The following is a 17,377-nucleotide window of genomic DNA, read 5'->3' on the forward strand; positions in this document are numbered from 1 at the left end:
ACTGTTCTCACGCCCCCGAGCGTCAGTTGCCCGCCACCGCCTTCACCGCCACCGGTACCGGTGTGGACCCGGAGACCAGTTCCAGGGTCAGGCCCGCTGTCGCCGTGGTCTCCAGGAGTTCGGCGAGGGTGGTGGCCACGTCGTCGCGGGGGACCGGGCCACGGCCGGTGTGGGCCTCCAGGCGGACCAGGCCGGTGCCGGGGTCGTCGGTGAGGGCGCCGGGGCGCAGGATCGTCCAGTCCAGGGCGTCCAGGCCGCGTACGTGCTCGTCGGCCTCGCCCTTGGCGCGCAGGTAGACGTCGAAGACCTCGTCCCCCTCGTGCCCGGGGTGCGCGCCCATCGAGGAGACGACCAGGAAGCGCCGTACGCCCGCGCGTACGGCGGCGTCGGCGAACAGCACCGCCGCGCCCTTGTCCACGGTGTCCTTGCGCGCGGCGCCGCTGCCCGGCCCCGCGCCCGCCGCGAAGACGGCGGCGTCGGCGCCCTGGAGGTGCGCCGCGACCTCCTCCACCGAGGCCGACTCCAGGTCGAGCAGCACCGGTTCGGCGCCCGCCTCCCGCAAGTCGTCGCCCTGCTCCGGCTTGCGGATGATGCCCGCGACCTCGTATCCGCGCGCGGCGAGCAGACGCTCCAGCCGCAGCGCGATCTGTCCATGACCACCAGCGATGACAATGCGCATGTCTTCGACCGTACGCCCGGCCAGCCGCCTTCGCCGCCAGGGTGTCCCAGAGGCCGCCTTCGCCGCACGGGTGCGGCGTCCCAGAGGGCGGGTCCGTGGGGCCCAGGCCCCCGGTCAGGACAGTTCCCCCCGCCCCTGCCGAGGCAACCCCAGCTCCGACGTCACCGCCGTGTTGCAGTACTCCCGCACCGCGCTGGTCCGCGCCACAACGCGCCCCCGGTGCACCACGATCCGGCTGTACGCCAACGACAGCGCCCCCGCGAGCCGGTCCCCGCGGACCGCCAGCAGCTCGGCCGGGAAACCGGCCTCCACCCGCACCTCCGGCAGCCCCAGCACGGCCCGCGCGGAGGCGCTGACGGCGTCGTAGGCGTCCTCGGGGCGCAGCCCGTGGCGGGAGGCGAGGAGGAACGCCGCCTCCAGCGGGTCCCCGCGGCCCACCGGGTTGGACACGTCCCGCAGGGCACCGCTCCCGGCCGCGACCCGCACCCCGGCCGCGCGCAGCAGCCGTACCGGTGCCGTGCCGCGCCGGTCGGCGCCCGCGCAGCCGCCCTGCGGCAGACAGACCACCGAGACCCCGGCCGCCGCCAGTTGGTCGGCCGTGCGGGCGGCCAGGTCGGCGGGCAGGTCGGCGAGCCCGGCGCACGGGCCGATGGCCACGCCGGGACGCAGCCCGCCCGCCATCGCCGCGAGCCGGGCGAGCCGCGCCGGATCGGCGGCGTCGGTGTGCAGGTCGACGGGGCAGCCGTGCTCGGACGCGATCTCCAGCACCGCCTCCGCGTAGCCACCCGGGTCCGGGTCCAGGTCGGGACAGCCCCCGACGACGGACGCGCCCATCTTCAGCGCGTCCCGCAGCATCGCCAGACCGTCGGCCCCCGCGGCCCCGGTCAGCACGCGCGGCACCGCCACCGTCGTCAGCTCGGCGAACCCGCGCAGCGAGCGGCGCGCCTGGAGGGTGGCCTCCAGGACGCCGAGCCCCTGGACGTCCCCCACGCGCGCGTGCGCCCGTACGGCGGTGGCGCCGTGCCCGAGCTGGAGCAGTGCGGCCTCGGTGGCGCGCCGCTGGACGTCCTGGGGGTCGTAGGAGATTGGGCCGTCCTCGTCGGCCGACAGGGCCGTGTCGGCGTGGGCGTGCGGTTCGGCGGGGGCGGGCAGCAGCAGATAGCCGCCGAGGTCCAGGCGCGTCCCGCCGCCGCGCACCGGGCCGAGGCTGCCGACGGTGCCCACGGCCTCGATGTGCCCGCCGCTCAGCCGTACGTCCACGGTGCGGCCGTCGGCGAGGCGGGCCCCGCACAGCAGCAGGGGGGCCGCGTCGGGCTGGCCCGGCGAGCCCGGGGAGGACGACGAGTGGGGCGGCTGCGGCTGACTGTCGGGCATCGCACTCCAGGGGGTCGCGGGCATCCAGGGAAACAGATGATCACGCAGAGTGAGTCGAGCCTAGGACGGTGATCAGCCCGCGGCGGGGAGGAGCGCAATAGTCGTACCGGTGTGGTCCGCGGTCGTGCGTACGGCGTGGTCAGCCGCTTGGACGGGTGGTGCCGGTGCGTTCCCTGGGGCCCCTGCGCGGCCCGTCGCGCGGGGTCGGGCGGGCGGCGGGAAACGGATTTGGGTGAACCGCCGCTGACCGTGTAATGTCTTCATCGCTCGCCCCAATAGCTCAGTCGGCAGAGCGTCTCCATGGTAAGGAGAAGGTCAACGGTTCGATTCCGTTTTGGGGCTCTGGTGTGTGAGGTTCCCGCCGTGAGGCGGGATCTGATCGCATCGAAGCGGTGTAGCTCAGTCGGTAGAGCAAGCGGCTCATAATCGCTGTGTCACCGGTTCAAGTCCGGTCACCGCTACTGACAGTAGCCGATTGTGGGGTCGGTCCTTCGATCGGCTACTCTTTCTTGCGTTAAATCATCCCATCCGTTCGTCAAGGAGCACTCACGTGGCTGCCACCGACGTCCGCCCGAAGATCACGCTGGCCTGCGTGGAGTGCAAGGAGCGGAACTACATCACCAAGAAGAACCGGCGTAACAACCCGGACCGACTGGAGATGAAGAAGCACTGCCCGCGTTGCAACGCGCACACCGCGCACCGCGAAACGCGATAACTAGGCTCGTTTCACGAGGCCGTCCCTGGCGTACAGGGGCGGCCTCGTGGCGTTTGGCAGCAGACCACCAGCCACAGCGGCAGCACACAGCAGCAGACACCAGGAGGTGCCGAGCCATGGCGCTCGACCAGTCCTTCGTCGGGCGGACCTACCCGCCCACCGCCCCCTACGAGGTGGGTCGGGAGAAGATCCGTGAGTTCGCGGAGGCCGTGGGGGACGCCAACCCGGTCTACACGGACCCGGAGGCCGCCAAGGAACTGGGCCACCCCGATGTGATCGCCCCGCCGACCTTCGTCTTCGCGATCACCTACAGGGCCGCCGGACAGGTCATCGCGGACCCGCAGCTCGGCCTGGACTACAGCCGGGTGGTGCACGGCGACCAGAAGTTCGCCTACAGCCGTCCGGTGCGCGCCGGGGACCGGCTCACGGTCACCTCGACCATCGAGACGATCAAGTCCCTCGCGGGCAACGACATCCTGGACATCCGCGGTGAGGTCCACGACGAGGCCGGGGAGCACGTCGTGACCGCCATCACCAAGCTGGTGGCCCGCGCGGCCGAGGAGGCGTGAGCAGATGACCGCCAAGATCGCCTACGACGACGTCGAGGTCGGCGCCGAGCTGCCCGCGCAGACCTTTCCCGTGACCCGCGCCACACTCGTGCAGTACGCGGGCGCCTCCGGGGACTTCAACCCGATCCACTGGAACGAGAGGTTCGCCAAGGAGGTGGGCCTGCCGGATGTCATCGCGCACGGCATGTTCACCATGGCCGAGGCGATCCGCGTGGTGACCGACTGGACCGGCGACCCGGGCGCGGTCGTCGAGTACGGCGTGCGCTTCACCAAGCCCGTCGTCGTCCCCAACGACGACCAGGGCGCCACCATCGAGGTCAGCGGCAAGGTGGCGGCCAAGCTCGACGACAACACCGTCCGGGTCGACCTCACCGCGACCAGCGGCGGCCAGAAGGTGCTGGGGATGTCCCGGGCGGTCGTCCGCCTGGCGTGAGCCCGGAAGAAGCCTGAAGAGGGGCACCCGCGCGGGTGCCCCTCTCCGCTGCCTGAGACCCGTAGAGCCCGGCCCTTGGGACCTCTTGACCTAGTTAGTGATTGAGTACTAACTTACTGCCCATGGTCAGGATGAGCGCAGAAGAGCGACGGGAGAGCGTCATCCGTGCGGCGATCACCGAGTTCGCGCGGAGCGGCTACTACGGCACCTCCACCGAGACGATCGCCAAACGGGTGGGCGTCTCACAGCCGTACCTCTTCCGGCTCTTCCCCGGCAAGAAGGCGATCTTCCTGGCCGCCGCCGAGCGCTGTCTGCGCGACACGCGCGAACTGTTCGAGAAGGCCGCCGAGGGGTTGCGGGGCGAGGAGGCCCTGCACGCCATGGCGGAGGCGTACACGCGGCTGATCTCGGAGGAGCCCGAGCGGGTCCAGATGCAGTTGCAGACGTACATCACGGTGGCCGCCGCCCAGGCGGCCGGGGACCACGAGTTCGGTGAGATGGTGCGCAAGGGCTGGATGGAGATCTGGGACACCGTGCACCTGCCGCTCGGGGCCGACATCGGCGAGACCACGACCTTCCTGGCCTACGGAATGCTCGTCAACACTCTCGCCGCCATGGGCTTCCCGCCGGAACACCGGGTGTGGGACGGGCTGTACGTCTCCGCCCGGGTGCGGCGGCAGGCGGAGGACGGGTAGACGTCCGGCCGCCTCCTCGCGGAGGACTACCGGGCCGTCGTACGCCCGCAAAAGTTAGTCAGCAATTACTAACCGTATAAGTGATCGGACGCTCAGGGGGAGCGATGTCACCGCAGTCCGCACAGCCCGCAAAGACCTTGTCCACGCCACCGGACGCCCCGCGCGGGAGCGTCGTCTGGGCGCTCGTCATCACCAGCGTCGCCGGATTCATGGCGGCCCTGGACAACCTCGTCGTCACCACCGCGCTGCCCGCGATCCGGGACGACCTCGGCGGCGCCCTGCACGACCTGGAGTGGACCGTGAGCGCCTACACGCTCACCTTCGCCGTGCTGCTGATGTTCGGCGCGGCACTCGGTGACCGCTTCGGCCGCCGACGGCTCTTCCTCGTCGGCATCACGATCTTCACCGCCGCCTCCGCCGCCGCGGCCATGGCCCCGGGCATCGACTCCCTGATCGCGGCCCGCGCGGTCCAGGGCGTCGGCGCCGCCGTCATGATGCCGCTGACGCTGACCCTGCTGACCGCCGCCGTCCCCGCCGAACGGCGCGGCATGGCGTTCGGCATCTGGGGCGCCGTCAACGGACTCGCCGTCGCCTCCGGACCCCTCATCGGCGGCAGCCTCACCGAACACATCTCCTGGCAGTGGATCTTCTGGCTGAACGTGCCCCTCGGCGTCGCCCTGCTGCCCCTCGCCCGACTCCGCCTCGCCGAGTCCCACGGCACCGGCAACCCGCTCGACGTCACCGGCACCCTGCTCGCCAGCGGCGGCCTCTTCGGCATCGTCTACGGCCTGGTCCGCGGCCCCGCCGACGGGTGGACCGACACGATCGTGCTGACGGGCCTGACCGCGGGCGCCGTCCTGCTGGCCGCCTTCGTCCGGCACGGCATCCGCGGGCGCAACCCGATGCTGCCGATGCGGCTGTTCCGCTCCCGCGCCTTCGCCGGGATCAACGCGGCCAGCCTGCTGATGTTCCTCGGCATGTTCGGCTCGATCTTCCTGCTCAGCCAGTACATGCAGGGCGTCCTCGGCTACTCGCCCACCGAGGCCGGGCTGCGCATGTTGCCCTGGACCGGGATGCCCATGCTCGTCGCGCCGATCGCGGGCATCCTCTCCGACCGGATCGGCGGCCGACCCGTCGTCGCCACCGGCCTCTTCCTCCAGTCCGCCGGACTCGGCTACCTGGCCTACGTCATCACCGCCGACGCCTCCTACGGCATCCAACTGCCCGGCCTGATCATCAGCGGCGTCGGCATGGCCCTGTACTTCGCCCCGGCGTCCGCCCTGGTGATGGGCAGCGTCATACCCAAGGAGCAGGGCATCGCCTCCGGCGCCAACAACGCGCTGCGCGAGGTCGGCGGCGCCCTCGGCATCGCGATCATGTCCTCGATCTTCGCGGCCCAGGGCGGCTACGAGACCCCGCAGACCTTCGTCGACGGGCTGCGGCCCGCGATCGCCGTCGGCGCGGCCGTGGTGGCGCTCGCCGGAGCGGCGGCCCTGATGATCCCCACCCGGCGTCGGACGGCGGCCCCCGACCTCCCCGAGCTGGACCCCCGGCCGCTGGCCGAGACCGCCGCCCACTGAACCGGCCCCCGGCACGGAACCCGGCACGGAAGGAGCACGACATGCCTGTTCTGCCCTGGACCCAGCCCAACACCCCGCCCCGCGCCACCGACGTCCACGTCTTCGCCTCCCGCTTCGAGACCCGCAGCCTGTGGGGAGCGCTCAAGTTCTTCGCCCGTACGCCCGGGGTCTGGCGGCAGGTGAGCCGCGCGCCCGGCGCCTACGGGGCCACCCTGAAGGCCGAACCCCTCAAGCGGACCTTCTGGACGCTCTCCGCCTGGGAGTCACCCGAAGCCCTCAAGGCGTTCGCCCACACGGGCCCCCACGCACCCACCGCGCGGGGCCTCGCCGCCCAGATGCGGGACGTGAAGTTCGCCTCCTGGACCACGTCAAGCGACGACCTCCCGCTGAGCTGGCCGGAAGCGGCACGCCGCCTGACCTGACGCCACGCGCGCGTACGGCCCCGTCCCCGCCGACGGGGCCGTACGCGCGCGTGCCCGTCCCCGGCCGTCGCCGCGCCCCGCGCTGTCAGTGCCGTCTCGTAGTCTTGGGCGCGTGCAGGAACTCCACGACGCCCCCCTCGCCCCGCTGACGACCTTCCGGCTGGGCGGCCCCGCCACCCGGCTGGTCACCGCGACGACCGACGCCGAGGTGGTCGCCGCCGTCCGCGACGCCGACGCCAGCGGCACGCCCCTGCTGCTGATCGGCGGCGGGTCGAACCTGGTCATCGGCGACAAGGGCTTCGACGGCACCGCCCTGCGCATCGCCACCACCGGCTTCGAACTCGACGGCACCCGCCTGGAGCTGGCCGCGGGCGAGGTCTGGACCGACGCGGTCGAGCGCACCGTGGCGGCCGGGCTCGCCGGCGTCGAGTGCCTCGCCGGAATCCCAGGCTCCGCGGGAGCGACACCGATCCAGAACGTGGGGGCGTACGGGCAGGAGGTCTCCTCCACCATCACCGAGGTGATCGCCTACGACCGCCGCACGGGCGAGACGGTGACACTGGCCAACGCCGACTGCGCCTTCTCCTACCGCCACAGCCGCTTCAAGGCCGACCCCGAGCGGTACGTGGTCCTGCGGGTGCGGTTCCACCTGGAGGACGCGGACGGGCTGTCCGCGCCGATCAGATACGCCGAGACCGCCCGCGCCCTGGGCGTCCAGGTGGGCGACCGGGTGCCGGTCACGCGGGCGCGCGAGACCGTGCTCAAGCTGCGCGCCGGGAAGGGCATGGTCCTGGACGCCGAGGACCACGACACCTGGTCCGCCGGGTCCTTCTTCACCAACCCGATCCTCACCGACGCCGACTTCGCCGCCTTCCACGCGCGCGTGCGCGACCGCCTGGGCGACGGCGTCGAGCCGCCCGCCTACCCGGCCGGAGAAGGCCGTACGAAGACGTCCGCGGCCTGGCTGATCGACAAGGCCGGTTTCACCAAGGGCTACGGCACCGGCCCGGCCCGCATCTCCACCAAGCACACCCTCGCCCTCACCAACCGCGGCGGCGCCACCACCGAGGACCTGCTGACGCTGGCCCGCGAGGTCGTCGCGGGCGTCCGCGAGGCGTTCGGCATCACCCTGGTCAACGAGCCGGTGACCGTCGGCGTGACCCTGTAGAGACGGCAGCGCGCGTGGCCGCGGCAAACGAGTGGAGCCGCCGCACAGAGATCACATAGGGTCGGCCTCCGCCGCGTCAGGGGAGACGCGGACCAAGGGGAGGGACCAGACCATGTGGGCGGGACGAAGGGCGTGGCACGGCGTGGCCGCGCTCGTGGCGGCGGGGGCACTCGCCACCGGCTGCGGCCAGCGGGCCAACGAGGACACCGGCACCGACCGGCACGACGCCGAGATGTACGAGAGCGTCGAGCAGATCACCGAGAGCATCGCACCGGACGGCACCACCATCCGCGTGGGCTCCACCCGGGCGGAGATCACCGTCCACCTGTACGAGGACATGCGCTGCCCGGTCTGCGGGGAGTTCGAGACCGAGGGCGGCGCCGACGCCCTGCGCGAGATGGTCCTCTCCGGCGACGTCCGCACCGAGTACACCCTCGCGTCCTTCCTCGACGACCGGCTCACCGGCCACGGCTCCCGGAAGGCCGCCAACGCGCTGCGGGCCGCGCTGGAGGAGGGCAAGTTCGTCGAGTACCACGACGTGCTCTTCGCCCACCAGCCCGAGGAACTCGTCGACGGCTACACCGACGAGTTCCTGCTGGAGATGGCCGCCAAGGTACGCGGACTGCGCGGCCCCGAGTTCGACGCCGCGGTGAAGGGCATGAAGTACCGCGACTTCGTGACCGCCTCCCAGCAGGCGTACGACGACTCCCAGGCCGACGGCACGCCCGCCATGGAAGTCAACGGCACCCTCGTCTCCGAGGAGTACTTCGGCGGCATCTTCGACAGGGACACGCTGCCCTTGGTGATCGCCTTCACGGGCGCGCACACCTGACCGGCCCGGCCCCCTCCCGGCTCAGTCGGTGAGCCAGTCGTCCACCCCCGCCAGGAGCCGCGCCTTCACGTCCTCCGGGGCGGCCGACGCGCGCACCGACTGGCGGGCCAGTTCCGCCAGTTCCTGGTCGCTGAAGCCGTGGTGGCGGCGCGCGATGTCGTACTGCGCGGCCAGCCGGGAGCCGAACAGGAGGGGGTCGTCGGCGCCGAGGGCCATCGGCACGCCCGCCTCGAAGAGCCTGCGCAGCGGCACGTCCTCGGGCTTCTCGTAGACACCGAGGGCCACGTTCGACGCCGGGCACACCTCGCAGGTCACGCCCCGGTCCGCCAGCCGCTTCAGCAGCCGTGGGTCCTCCGCCGCCCGCACCCCGTGGCCGATACGGTTCGCCTCCAGGTCGTCCAGGCAGTCCCGCACCGACGCCGGGCCGGTCAGCTCACCGCCGTGCGGGGCCGACAGCAGACCGCCCTGCCGCGCGATCGCGAACGCCCGGTCGAAGTCCCGGGCCATACCGCGCCGCTCGTCGTTGGAGAGGCCGAAGCCCACCACGCCGTGGTCCGCGTACCGCACCGCCAGCCGCGCCAGCGTCCGCGCGTCCAGCGGGTGCTTCATCCGGTTCGCGGCCACCAGCACCCGCATCCCGAGGCCGGTCTCCCGCGACGTCGTCTCCACCGCGTCCAGGATGACCTCCAGCGCGGGGATCAGCCCGCCGAGCCGGGGCGCGTACGACGTCGGGTCGACCTGGATCTCCAGCCAGCCGGAGCCGTCCTTCAGGTCCTCCTCCGCGGCCTCCCGCACCAGCCGCTGGATGTCCTCCGGCCGCCGCAGACACGACCGGGCCGCGTCGTACAGCCGCTGGAAGCGGAACCAGCCCCGCTCGTCCGTGGCCCGCAACTGCGGCGGCTCCCCGCTGACCAGCGCCTCGGTCAGCGAGTCCGGGAGGCGTACGCCGTACTTGTCGGCCAGTTCCAGAACGGTCCCGGGTCGCATCGACCCGGTGAAGTGCAGGTGCAGATGGGCCTTCGGCAGCGCAGAGACATCACGTACACGTTCCATTCCGTGATCCTGCCGTACGCCCCTGGCGCCCCGGTAGCGCTTTCCCCGTTCGTGGTCTTGCTCGCACACAGAAGTGGGGGGCGCCCCGAAGGACGCCCCCCACCATGGAACCAGCTCAGTCGCGCGCCTCGGCCAGCAGCTTCTGGATCCGGCTCACGCCCTCCACCAGGTCCTCGTCACCGAGCGCGTACGACAGCCGCAGGTAGCCCGGCGTACCGAACGCCTCGCCCGGGACGACCGCGACCTCGGACTCCTCCAGGATCAGCGCGGCCAGCTCGACGGTGTCCTGCGGACGCTTGCCGCGGATCTCCTTGCCGATCAGCGCCTTCACCGACGGGTAGGCGTAGAAGGCGCCCTCGGGCTCCGGGCAGACCACGCCGTCGATCTCGTTGAGCATCCGCACGATCGTCTTGCGGCGCCGGTCGAACGCCTCCCGCATCTCCGCCACCGCGTCCAGGTCACCGGAGACCGCGGCGAGCGCCGCCACCTGGGCGACGTTGGAGACGTTGGACGTGGCGTGCGACTGGAGGTTCGTCGCGGCCTTGACCACGTCCTTCGGGCCGATGATCCAGCCCACCCGCCAGCCGGTCATCGCGTAGGTCTTGGCGACGCCGTTGACCACGACGCACTTGTCCCGCAGCTCCGGCGTGATGGCGGGCAGCGACACGGAGACCGCGTCGCCGTACACCAGGTGCTCGTAGATCTCGTCGGTCAGCACCCACAGGCCGTGCTCGACGGCCCAGCGGCCGATCGCCTCGGTCTCGGCCTCGGTGTAGACGGCGCCGGTCGGGTTCGACGGCGACACGAAGAGGACGACCTTCGTCTTCTCGGTGCGGGCCGCCTCCAACTGCTCCACGCTCACTCGGTAGCCGGTCGTCTCGTCGGCGACGACCTCCACCGGCACACCACCGGCCAGCCGGATCGACTCGGGGTACGTCGTCCAGTACGGCGCCGGGACGATGACCTCGTCACCCGGGTCGAGGATCGCGGCGAACGCCTGGTAGATGGCCTGCTTGCCGCCGTTGGTGACGAGGATCTGGGACGCGTCGACCTCGTAGCCGGAGTCGCGCAGCGTCTTCGCGGCGATCGCGGCCTTCAGCTCGGGCAGGCCGCCCGCCGGGGTGTAGCGGTGGTACTTCGGGTTCCGGCAGGCCTCGACGGCCGCCTCGACGATGTAGTCCGGGGTCGGGAAGTCGGGCTCGCCCGCCCCGAAGCCGATCACCGGGCGCCCGGCGGCCTTGAGGGCCTTGGCCTTGGCGTCGACGGCGAGGGTGGCGGACTCGGAGATCGCGCCGACTCGGGCGGAGACCCGGCGCTCGGTGGGAGGGGTTGCAGCGCTCATGGGCCCATCGTTTCAGACCGGAAATGACCCTGGCACGCGGGTTTCACGAACTGAACAGCGCGGGGCAAACCGTCGGACAGCCGTCCGAAATGATCGCCGGAACGGCCGCCATCAGGCGATCTTTCTCGCCGTAACGCCCTCACGGGCACTTTCTGTTCGACGATCGGTCGAGGAGCACGTACACTCTCACGTCGTTGGCCTTCAGCGAGCCGCGCTCATCGGGTGCACACCGAGCACCCGTCCGGATGCGGTACGTTGGGGGAGACACAAAGGGTCGTAGCTCAATTGGTAGAGCACTGGTCTCCAAAACCAGCGGTTGGGGGTTCAAGTCCCTCCGGCCCTGCTACACACACCGCCAGGATGTGTGCGCAGGTACGTACAGCATTGCACCGCCGTGCGGCTCAGACCGGGCGCGGCACGGCCACGACCCGGGATCAGGTGAGGATGAATGTCGGACGCCGTGGGCTCCCTCGACACGCCTGATGCCCAGGACGAGGTTCCCGAGTCGAGGAAGAAGACCCGCAAGGGTGGCAAGCGCGCCAAGAAGGGCCCGCTGAAGCGCCTCGCTCTCTTCTACCGCCAGATCGTCGCGGAACTCCGCAAGGTCGTCTGGCCGACGCGCAGCCAGCTCACGCGTTACACGACCGTGGTCATCTTCTTCGTGGTCGTGATGATCGGCCTGGTGACCGTGATTGACTATGGGCTCGACCACGCCGCCAAGTACGTCTTCGGCTGAGCCAGAAGCGAAGGGCGCCGTGATCGGCGCCCCTTTCGCGTGTTCCACCCGTATGTATCCAGGAAGAAGCAGCCACCGTGTCTGACCCGAACGTGAACGACGCCATGGAGCCTCGCGAGGACGTCGTCGAGTCCGTGGATGACGATCTCGACATCGTCGCGGGCGCGGACGAGGTCGACGAGACCCAGGCCGACGCGGCCGAGGCTGCGGACACCGCCGCCGACGAGGAGACGGACGAGGACGAGGCGGCCGAGGCGGAGGCCGAGGGCGCTGAGGCGGCCGAGGCCGAGGAGCCCGAGGCCGACATCGACCCGGTCGAGAAGCTCCGCCAGGAACTCCGCGTCCTGCCCGGCGAGTGGTACGTCATCCACACCTACGCCGGTTACGAGAACCGCGTGAAGACCAACCTGGAGCAGCGCGCCGTCTCGCTGAACGTCGAGGACTACATCTTCCAGGCCGAGGTGCCGCAGGAGGAGGTCGTCCAGATCAAGAACGGCGACCGCAAGACGATCAAGCAGAACAAGCTCCCGGGCTACGTCCTGGTCCGCATGGACCTGACGAACGAGTCCTGGGGTGTCGTCCGCAACACCCCCGGTGTCACCGGCTTCGTGGGCAACGCCTACGACCCGTACCCGCTGACGCTGGACGAGATCGTCAAGATGCTCGCCCCGGAGGCCGAGGAGAAGGCCGCCCGCGAGGCCGCCGAGGCCGAGGGCAAGCCCGCGCCGCAGCGCAAGGTCGAGGTCCAGGTGCTGGACTTCGAGGTCGGCGACTCGGTCACCGTCACCGACGGCCCGTTCGCCACGCTCCAGGCCACCATCAACGAGATCAACGCCGACTCGAAGAAGGTCAAGGGTCTGGTGGAGATCTTCGGGCGTGAGACCCCGGTCGAGCTGAGCTTCGACCAGATCCAGAAGAACTAGTCCTTCTGGAGCCACTGCTTCCGCGCAGGTCAGGCAACGTGCGAGCGTGCGCCTGACCTGCTCGGTTTTTGGCCGCGCATCTATACCCGTTATCGTTGTGCGGTATGCCTGCGTCAGGGTCGCGACCTTGCACGCGGGCAGGACCCGAATCGAAAGGACCCGGAGAGCCATGCCTCCCAAGAAGAAGAAGGTCACGGGGCTCATCAAGCTCCAGATCCAGGCCGGTGCCGCCAACCCGGCCCCGCCGGTCGGCCCCGCGCTGGGTCAGCACGGCGTGAACATCATGGAGTTCTGCAAGGCCTACAACGCCGCGACCGAGTCGCAGCGTGGCTGGGTCATCCCGGTGGAGATCACGGTCTACGAGGACCGTTCGTTCACCTTCATCACCAAGACCCCGCCGGCCGCGAAGATGATCCTCAAGGCCGCGGGCGTGGAGAAGGGCTCCGGCGAGCCGCACAAGACCAAGGTCGCGAAGATCACCCGCGAGCAGGTCCGTGAGATCGCCACCACCAAGATGGCCGACCTCAACGCCAACGACCTGGACGCCGCCGAGAAGATCATCGCCGGCACCGCCCGTTCCATGGGCGTCACGGTCGAGGGCTGAGTCCCAACCCCCCATCAGCAGATGAGTGGCAGGGCCTGCTCGGCCCGGACCACGACTCCTCAGCAAACCCAGGAGCAGTAGTGAGCAAGCGCAGCAAGTCTCTCCGCGCTGCGGACGCCAAGGTCGACCGGGACAAGCTCTACGCCCCGCTCGAGGCCGTCCGTCTCGCCAAGGAGACCTCCACGACCAAGTTCGACTCCACCGTCGAGGTCGCCTTCCGTCTGGGCGTCGACCCGCGCAAGGCCGACCAGATGGTGCGTGGCACCGTGAACCTCCCGCACGGCACCGGTAAGACCGCCCGGGTCCTGGTCTTCGCGACCGGCGACCGTGCCGAGGCCGCGCGTGCCGCGGGCGCCGACATCGTCGGCGCCGACGAACTGATCGACGAGGTGTCGAAGGGCCGTCTGGACTTCGACGCCGTCGTCGCCACCCCGGACCTCATGGGCAAGGTCGGCCGCCTCGGCCGCGTGCTCGGTCCGCGTGGTCTGATGCCGAACCCGAAGACCGGCACCGTCACCCCCGACGTCGCCAAGGCCGTCACCGAGATCAAGGGCGGCAAGATCGAGTTCCGCGTCGACAAGCACTCGAACCTGCACTTCATCATCGGCAAGTCGTCCTTCGACGACACCAAGCTGGTGGAGAACTACGGCGCCGCGCTGGAGGAGATCCTCCGTCTGAAGCCGTCCGCCGCCAAGGGTCGCTACATCAAGAAGGCCGCCATCACCACCACGATGGGCCCCGGCATCCCGGTCGACCCGAACCGCACCCGCAACCTCCTCGTCGAGGAGGACCCGGCCGCCGTCTGATCCTGACGACGACCGCGGTCCGCGCACGCGAATCCGCCGACGGGCCCCGCAACCTTCCGAGGTGCGGGGCCCGTTGTCGTACCCGCGGGTTAGCGTGAAGGGGTGGGGCTCGGGCGGACGAGGGGGGCACAGGTGAGGTACGGGCGGGTGGGGCGGGCAGTCGCCGCGGTGGCGCTGGTGATGATGGCCGCCTGCGGCTCGCCCGGTGGCTCGGACGCGCCGACGGGGCCCACCGCCACACCCGCGCCCACCGGCAGCGCCGACGGCGCCCCGGCCGCCGTGCGGGAGGCGCTGCGCGCGGTGGAGAAGGCGACCGGAGAGGCCGGTTCCGCCCGCGTGACCTCCACGACGGCCATGGGCCGGATGCTCTCCATGGAGACCACCGGCTTGTTGTCCTGGGCCAGGGGCCCCGTGGGCCGCCTCACCCTCACCTACACCGGCGGGGAGGTCGCCGACACCATGCGGGAGCTGGGCAGCGCCTCCATGCGGGCGCGGCTGCTGCCCGACGCCTACTACGCCCGGTTCGGTGACGCCTTCGCGGCCCGGACACACGGCAGGCACTGGATCAGGTACGACCACGACAGCCTCAAGGACCTGCCGGGCGGCTCCGGGGCGCAGTTGAAGGAGGAGCTGGAGCGGACGGCTCCGGTCCAGCCGATAGAGCTGCTGCTGGCCTGCGAGAGCGCGCGCAGGGTCGGCCCCGACCCGGTGGGCGGCCACCCCGCCACCCGCTACTCGGGCACGCTGGAGGTGGCGGAGCTGGCCGACTCCCCGCTGAAGCGGCGGCTCACCGACGCCGGGGTCGTCACCCAGTCCGTCGACATCTGGGTCGACGAGCGGAACCTGCTGGTCAAGAAGGTGGAGAAGGGCCAGCTCGAGGAGACGGGCGAGCTGCGGCAGACCGCCTTCTACGACGACTACGGCGTGCGGGTCTCTGTCGAGAGACCGCCGTCGGATGACACGGTGGACTTCACCGAGCTGCTGGACGGCCAGGGCCAGGGGTCCTGAGGCACCGGCAATCGGGCGGACTCTGTCACCTCGCTGAGATACGCTCACGTTTCGTTGAATCGGCCATGTGTTCCTTGGGGGGAATCAATGAGTCTTTCCATACGTACCCGCCGTGTCCGGGGCGGCGCGCTGGGCGCCGGGGTCTCCGCGCTGCTGCTGGCCGCGGGCGCGGTCGGCTGCTCCTCCGGCGACGGCGACGGCGACTCGCCGAAGATGGAGCCCGCGGCGGCGGTCGCGGCGGCGGCGAAGAGCGCCGAGGAGATCACGTCCCTCCGGTACCGGATGACCGGCGAGGTCCCCGACGCCGGTGAGGTCGAGGGCGAGGCGGCGATGTCCATCGACCCGCTGGCCATGGACATGGAGATGTCCGTCGACGGCGCCACCGCCAGCGAGTCCGGCAAGGTCGAGATCCGGCTCGTCGACCAGGTCATGTACATCGGCGGCGGCGCCGAGATGGCCAAGGAGATGGACGGCAAGAGCTGGATGAAGATGGACCTGTCGGCGCTCGGCGAGGAGAACCCGCTCAACGAGCTGGGCGCGGGCCAGGCCGGTCAGAACCCCAACGCCGAGTCCAGCTTCCTCGCGGACGCCGAGGACGTGGAGGAGGTCGGCACCGAGACCGTCGAGGGCGTGAAGACCACCCACTACAAGGGCACGGTCACCCTCGACCAGCTCCGCAAGGCGAACAAGGGCGAGGGCAAGGCCCTGCGCGAGCAGCGCGAGAAGAGCATCGAGCAGTACGAGAAGATGGGCGTCGACGCCCTCGACATGGACCTGTGGATCGACGGCGAGGACCGTGCCAAGCAGGTCCGGATGCAGGGTGACACCGACAGCGGCCAGCTCGACATGACGATCACCTTCCTGGAGTACAACCAGCCGGTGGAGGTCGAGGCGCCGCCCGCCGCGGACACCTTCGACTTCGCCGAGGCGATGGAGGAGGCCGCGGCGGCCGAGAGCTGAGCCGCGACCGCGAGATGATCGTCCGGGACCGGATTTGCTTGACGGCGAGCCGGTCCCGTACTCTCGTCCACGAAGCCAAAGACCGCTGGTCGTTGCCGTGCGCTCGTTCGAGGGCATGGTGGCCGAAGGATCCGCTGAACAGCGGACGACCCGCGCAGGTGACAGTGGAAGAGCTCCCGGAGTGCGTGCGCCCGCCGTACGCCCGCCCGGTCGAGTCCGCCCCGTGCGCCTGCGCCGGGGCGTTTCGTTTTTCCCAGTCCTCCTTCGGGTCCGCGCGGTCCGAATCACCCGGAAGGAGGCCGAGGCTCTATGGCGAGGCCCGACAAGGCTGCCGCGGTTGCCGAGCTGACGGATCAGTTCCGCAACTCGAACGCCGCCGTGCTGACCGAGTACCGCGGTCTCACCGTGGCGCAGCTCAAGACGCTGCGCCGGTCGCTCGGTGAGAACGCCCAGTACGCCGTGGTGAAGAACACGCTGACCAAGATTGCGGCCAACGAGGCCGGGATCACGACGCTCGACGACCTGTTCAACGGTCCGACAGCGGTCGCCTTCGTCACCGGTGACCCGGTGGAGTCGGCGAAGGGTCTGCGCGACTTCGCCAAGGACAACCCGAATCTCGTCATCAAGGGCGGTGTCCTTGACGGCAAGGCGCTGTCCGCCGACGAGATCAAGAAGCTTGCGGACCTCGAGTCCCGCGAGGTTCTGCTCTCCAAGCTGGCCGGTGCCTTCAAGGCGAAGCAGTCCCAGGCTGCCTCCGTCTTCCAGGCGCTGCCGTCGAAGCTCGTCCGCACCGTGGACGCGCTCCGTGCCAAGCAGGACGAGCAGGGCGGTGCCGAGTAACTCGGCTCGCAACCCGGCCGCCGCTGCCTGAACGCGGAGGCCGTCGCGGGCCAGACGTACGCCCGCCACACCAGTACATCCGGCACCTGCCGAATTAGTGGAAGGACCGCCATCATGGCGAAGCTCAGCCAGGAAGACCTGCTCGCGCAGTTCGAGGAGATGACCCTCATCGAGCTCTCCGAGTTCGTGAAGGCGTTCGAGGAGAAGTTCGACGTCACCGCCGCCGCTGCCGCGCCGGTCGTCGTCGCCGGTGGTGCCGCTGGTGGCGCCGCCGCCGAGGCCGCCGAGGAGAAGGACGAGTTCGACGTCATCCTCACCGGCGCCGGCGACAAGAAGATCCAGGTCATCAAGGTCGTGCGTGAGCTGACCTCGCTCGGCCTGAAGGAGGCCAAGGACCTGGTGGACGGCGCCCCGAAGCCCGTCCTGGAGAAGGTCGCGAAGGACGCCGCCGACAAGGCCAAGGAGGCCCTTGAGGGCGCCGGCGCCTCCGTCGAGGTCAAGTGACACCACTGAGGTGACCGCGGTCCTCGCCGGGCTGTAACACCGACGTACCGAAGAGCGATCATCCATCCGGGTGGTCGCTCTTCGGCGTGTTCGGGGGCGCGACCACGGTTGCCTTGCACCCGCGTACGCGAGGG

Annotated in this window: 20 protein-coding genes and 3 tRNA genes; 19 read left to right on the plus strand and 4 right to left on the minus strand. The window is 70.6% G+C overall.

The window, feature by feature from the left end; genetic code table 11:
• Positions 1 to 22 precede the first annotated feature (22 nt).
• Both ACFQZ6_RS21215 and ACFQZ6_RS21220 read right to left on the minus strand, forming a co-directional pair.
• Positions 23 to 679: an SDR family oxidoreductase gene (locus ACFQZ6_RS21215; protein WP_381611454.1), complete on the minus strand. Its 657-nt coding sequence runs from the start codon at positions 677 to 679 to the stop codon at positions 23 to 25.
• Positions 680 to 793: 114 nt separating this feature from the next.
• Positions 794 to 2,053 (minus strand): amidohydrolase family protein, encoded by a 1,260-nt coding sequence (locus ACFQZ6_RS21220; RefSeq protein WP_381611456.1) that lies wholly within the window; start codon positions 2,051 to 2,053, stop codon positions 794 to 796.
• Positions 2,054 to 2,322: 269 nt separating this feature from the next.
• On the opposite strand from ACFQZ6_RS21220, the gene ACFQZ6_RS21225 reads away from it, so the two are divergent.
• From ACFQZ6_RS21225 to ACFQZ6_RS21270, 10 genes are all read left to right on the plus strand, one after another.
• Positions 2,323 to 2,395 (plus strand) — tRNA-Thr (locus ACFQZ6_RS21225).
• A gap of 46 nt (positions 2,396 to 2,441) precedes the next feature.
• Positions 2,442 to 2,514, plus strand: a tRNA-Met gene (locus tag ACFQZ6_RS21230).
• 89 nt (positions 2,515 to 2,603) lie between these two features.
• Positions 2,604 to 2,768 (plus strand): 50S ribosomal protein L33, encoded by a 165-nt coding sequence (gene rpmG, locus ACFQZ6_RS21235; RefSeq protein WP_003948671.1) that lies wholly within the window; start codon positions 2,604 to 2,606, stop codon positions 2,766 to 2,768.
• A gap of 116 nt (positions 2,769 to 2,884) precedes the next feature.
• The gene (locus ACFQZ6_RS21240; RefSeq protein WP_381611458.1) at positions 2,885 to 3,337 is read left to right on the plus strand and encodes an FAS1-like dehydratase domain-containing protein; all 453 of its coding nucleotides are present in this window, start codon (positions 2,885 to 2,887) and stop codon (positions 3,335 to 3,337) included.
• Positions 3,338 to 3,341: 4 nt separating this feature from the next.
• Positions 3,342 to 3,770 carry a MaoC family dehydratase gene (locus ACFQZ6_RS21245; protein ID WP_381611460.1) on the plus strand — a complete coding sequence of 143 codons (429 nt, stop codon included), beginning with the start codon at positions 3,342 to 3,344 and terminating at the stop codon, positions 3,768 to 3,770.
• A gap of 122 nt (positions 3,771 to 3,892) precedes the next feature.
• A complete protein-coding gene (locus ACFQZ6_RS21250) occupies positions 3,893 to 4,465 on the plus strand; it encodes a TetR/AcrR family transcriptional regulator (RefSeq protein WP_381611462.1) in 573 nt (190 codons plus the stop codon).
• A gap of 104 nt (positions 4,466 to 4,569) precedes the next feature.
• On the plus strand, positions 4,570 to 6,045 hold the full coding sequence (locus tag ACFQZ6_RS21255; RefSeq protein WP_381611464.1) for an MFS transporter: 1,476 nt from the start codon (positions 4,570 to 4,572) through the stop codon (positions 6,043 to 6,045).
• Positions 6,046 to 6,086: 41 nt separating this feature from the next.
• Positions 6,087 to 6,467, plus strand: coding sequence for a DUF3291 domain-containing protein (locus tag ACFQZ6_RS21260; protein ID WP_381611466.1), 381 nt, complete (start codon positions 6,087 to 6,089; stop codon positions 6,465 to 6,467).
• Between the two features lie 112 nt (positions 6,468 to 6,579).
• Positions 6,580 to 7,635 (plus strand): UDP-N-acetylmuramate dehydrogenase, encoded by a 1,056-nt coding sequence (locus tag ACFQZ6_RS21265; protein ID WP_381611468.1) that lies wholly within the window; start codon positions 6,580 to 6,582, stop codon positions 7,633 to 7,635.
• A gap of 142 nt (positions 7,636 to 7,777) precedes the next feature.
• Complete coding sequence (locus ACFQZ6_RS21270) at positions 7,778 to 8,467, plus strand: DsbA family protein (RefSeq protein ID WP_381611469.1); 690 nt, start codon at positions 7,778 to 7,780, stop codon at positions 8,465 to 8,467.
• A 21-nt stretch (positions 8,468 to 8,488) separates the two neighbouring features.
• Here the strand turns inward: ACFQZ6_RS21270 and ACFQZ6_RS21275 are convergent, their stop codons facing one another.
• Positions 8,489 to 9,520, minus strand: a complete 1,032-nt coding sequence (locus tag ACFQZ6_RS21275; protein ID WP_381611471.1) for an adenosine deaminase — start codon at positions 9,518 to 9,520, stop codon at positions 8,489 to 8,491.
• A 115-nt stretch (positions 9,521 to 9,635) separates the two neighbouring features.
• Positions 9,636 to 10,862 carry a pyridoxal phosphate-dependent aminotransferase gene (locus tag ACFQZ6_RS21280; protein ID WP_381611473.1) on the minus strand — a complete coding sequence of 409 codons (1,227 nt, stop codon included), beginning with the start codon at positions 10,860 to 10,862 and terminating at the stop codon, positions 9,636 to 9,638.
• A gap of 270 nt (positions 10,863 to 11,132) precedes the next feature.
• On the opposite strand from ACFQZ6_RS21280, the gene ACFQZ6_RS21285 reads away from it, so the two are divergent.
• From ACFQZ6_RS21285 to rplL, 9 genes are all read left to right on the plus strand, one after another.
• A tRNA-Trp gene (locus ACFQZ6_RS21285) sits at positions 11,133 to 11,205 on the plus strand.
• Between the two features lie 105 nt (positions 11,206 to 11,310).
• Positions 11,311 to 11,598: a preprotein translocase subunit SecE gene (secE, locus tag ACFQZ6_RS21290; RefSeq protein WP_381611475.1), complete on the plus strand. Its 288-nt coding sequence runs from the start codon at positions 11,311 to 11,313 to the stop codon at positions 11,596 to 11,598.
• Positions 11,599 to 11,675: 77 nt separating this feature from the next.
• Positions 11,676 to 12,521: a transcription termination/antitermination protein NusG gene (gene nusG / locus ACFQZ6_RS21295; protein ID WP_381611477.1), complete on the plus strand. Its 846-nt coding sequence runs from the start codon at positions 11,676 to 11,678 to the stop codon at positions 12,519 to 12,521.
• Positions 12,522 to 12,690: 169 nt separating this feature from the next.
• Positions 12,691 to 13,125, plus strand: coding sequence for a 50S ribosomal protein L11 (rplK, locus tag ACFQZ6_RS21300; protein WP_360225221.1), 435 nt, complete (start codon positions 12,691 to 12,693; stop codon positions 13,123 to 13,125).
• An 80-nt stretch (positions 13,126 to 13,205) separates the two neighbouring features.
• Positions 13,206 to 13,931, plus strand: a complete 726-nt coding sequence (gene rplA / locus ACFQZ6_RS21305; protein WP_381611480.1) for a 50S ribosomal protein L1 — start codon at positions 13,206 to 13,208, stop codon at positions 13,929 to 13,931.
• 180 nt (positions 13,932 to 14,111) lie between these two features.
• Positions 14,112 to 14,939, plus strand: a complete 828-nt coding sequence (locus ACFQZ6_RS21310; RefSeq protein WP_381618510.1) for a hypothetical protein — start codon at positions 14,112 to 14,114, stop codon at positions 14,937 to 14,939.
• Positions 14,940 to 15,026: 87 nt separating this feature from the next.
• Complete coding sequence (locus ACFQZ6_RS21315) at positions 15,027 to 15,899, plus strand: LppX_LprAFG lipoprotein (RefSeq protein WP_381611481.1); 873 nt, start codon at positions 15,027 to 15,029, stop codon at positions 15,897 to 15,899.
• 309 nt (positions 15,900 to 16,208) lie between these two features.
• The gene (rplJ, locus tag ACFQZ6_RS21320) at positions 16,209 to 16,739 is read left to right on the plus strand and encodes a 50S ribosomal protein L10 (protein WP_381611483.1); all 531 of its coding nucleotides are present in this window, start codon (positions 16,209 to 16,211) and stop codon (positions 16,737 to 16,739) included.
• Between the two features lie 114 nt (positions 16,740 to 16,853).
• A complete protein-coding gene (gene rplL / locus ACFQZ6_RS21325) occupies positions 16,854 to 17,243 on the plus strand; it encodes a 50S ribosomal protein L7/L12 (RefSeq protein ID WP_189417941.1) in 390 nt (129 codons plus the stop codon).
• Positions 17,244 to 17,377: the final 134 nt, after the last annotated feature.

It is taken from the genome of Streptomyces flavalbus, assembly GCF_042674625.1.
Classification (GTDB): domain Bacteria; phylum Actinomycetota; class Actinomycetes; order Streptomycetales; family Streptomycetaceae; genus Streptomyces; species Streptomyces flavalbus.